At 33.7% G+C, this 2,220-nt stretch carries 2 protein-coding genes; one reads left to right on the top strand and one right to left on the bottom strand.

What is annotated here, in order from left to right; genetic code table 11:
- Positions 1-305: 305 nt before the first annotated feature.
- Positions 306-449, bottom strand: a complete 144-nt coding sequence (locus AC5JL8_RS12305) for a hypothetical protein (RefSeq protein ID WP_495880062.1) — start codon at positions 447-449, stop codon at positions 306-308.
- Positions 450-843: 394 nt separating this feature from the next.
- Between AC5JL8_RS12305 and AC5JL8_RS12300 the strand changes: the two genes are divergently transcribed.
- Positions 844-2,100: a hypothetical protein gene (locus AC5JL8_RS12300; protein ID WP_495880061.1), complete on the top strand. Its 1,257-nt coding sequence runs from the start codon at positions 844-846 to the stop codon at positions 2,098-2,100.
- The last annotated feature ends 120 nt before the right edge of the window (positions 2,101-2,220 follow it).

Genomic DNA, 2,220 nt, shown 5'->3' with positions numbered 1-2,220 from the left:
ATGACTTTGAAATCCTTATTAGTTTTTGTTAGGAAATAAGGTGCGTTTCCCCTGACTTCTTTACGGGGGCAACAGTGAAAGCTCGCAATAGCCTCGTTGAAAAAGGATTTGGTTACGTTCATGAAGTATCCTACTCTCCAGAGTGGATAATTAAAGAACACTTACCAGAATTAATTCCTTATAGCCATGTAGAGGGACGTATTAAAGAATCTAGAAAACAAGATAAAAGAATATGGAATAAACTTAGGTATAATTGCGAACATTGGGCAAGAGAGATGTTTAATGGAGAACCAAGATGTACTCAATTAGAAGAAATAAGGAATAATAAACAAGCAACCCTCAACTGCTAAAATTTTTCGTCCTGTAGTTGAACAGTATTTTTCTAGCTTCTCTGCTTCGGCTGATGTGAGATTAATCGTCAATCTTTTAACAGCCCACTTCTTATTCATGACTTAATTAGCCTTGTTTGGAACCATTTCTCTAATATCAATCATATAAACTGTTGCAATCATGATAGATTTAATGAAACTAGTTTCAAGAGGCTGTTAAGAAACTATTATTAAATTTAAACTTATAATAAAGTGCTTAAATAGATTCTAACCTATAATTTTTAATTAGTTTAAAACTATTAATTATAAATAATAAATAACCACACATACTTAAAATTTATATGATATTTAGTAAGCATAAATCAAACCAGTAGGCACAGGTATAAACTAATATAAGCCAAACAAAAATAAATTTTGGATGTTAATTATAAGCTGAATTATGTGTATCAGATAAAAGCTGGTATAGAAATAATATTACTGGGAATAATAAGAATGAGTCTATATTAGAAGCAATATGGTCAATCCCTTTGCTCAAAAACCAGAACCGTACCCATTTAAAGGGGGAGAGGCTTCTGAGTATGAAGTATTTATAGGTAAAGCAGGCACTTGGTGTACTCGTCATCGCATAAGTAAAGAGACAATTCAATCCGTTCAACCAGTAACCGATATGCTTAATGTTGCCAATCTTGGAGTAAATATACTTAATTTAGGGCTAGGAGTTTATAACACCGTCCAACTTCACAAAGTTAAAGAAAAATTGGATCGTAACCATAAACAAATTCAAGTATGTTTTAATAATATTCAAAAAGCTCTGGCTGTTCAACACCGTACACTGGAATTATTAATCTGTAATCAGAATAATCTAGCTCACCAAATGAACATTCTCCGTAAGGAGATGCAAACAGGATTTCAAAACGTTGTAGAAGAAGTTAAAGATTTAGAAGCTCGAAGAAGAAGAGAGGAGTTTGAAACTCGAACTTTTAAATTACTCAAAAGTTATGAACGTTTTACTTGTATACTACCTGAACTATCAGAAGCAGATCAGCTTATTGAAAGAGCAGAGGATTTAGAAGCCTGGTTACGTACTCAACTCAATCATATTGATTTAGGCAAACCAGAAAGATTACCTCTGTTGGTAGCTCTTGCTTTTAGCGTTAGAGCAAAGGCTGATGCTTTTGAAGCTAAAGGTGGAGATTATAAAGATTTTGCTATTAAAGATATTGGTTTACTAATAGATCAGCTTCGTGATGAAGCTTGCAAATTTTGTGATGGACGCAGTTTATATTCTTTAGGTGTGGAAATGCCTGAGATACTTTATCAGTATGTTTTATTAAATCGCAGCCTCCGTAAAGGATATCGTTTGCAAAATTCGCTTACTTCTGAAGTATTTTTCTCTGAATCAGAAGCAATTTGGAATGATGAAATGCAAGAGTTGAGAGAATTATTCACATCTCCTGTTGAACATAACGGATTTATAGGTGGGAAGCAGGATATAAGCTTAAATACTATGGCAGACTACGATTGGTACATAAACTTTGCAAATGAAAATAGAGCGGAGTTTAATGTCCATTCTCGCCCTTCAATTAAGCTTTCTGCTATTTTGCACAAAATAGGTCATCCAGAGCCTCAGAGTGGAGGAATTGAAAAAAGTAAACTTAACAGTCTTATGATGTTTGCTTTACCTGAAAAAGTTAATAAGATTACACATATAATACAAACAGAACTTGAATTAGAGACATCCCCGAAACTTCTTGGTTTTGGGAATGAATAATATTGCTTGAAACAATTCCTCATCACACAGCCCCAAACACCTTAATAGTTTCATTGAAAAACTCTTAACCCTCTTCTAAGAAACCAGGTTTTCTGAGGGCTGGGGAATAAGCTCAAAACC

The organism is Mojavia sp. (assembly GCF_059505145.1).
This window is presented reverse-complemented; position numbering and strand designations above follow the sequence as displayed.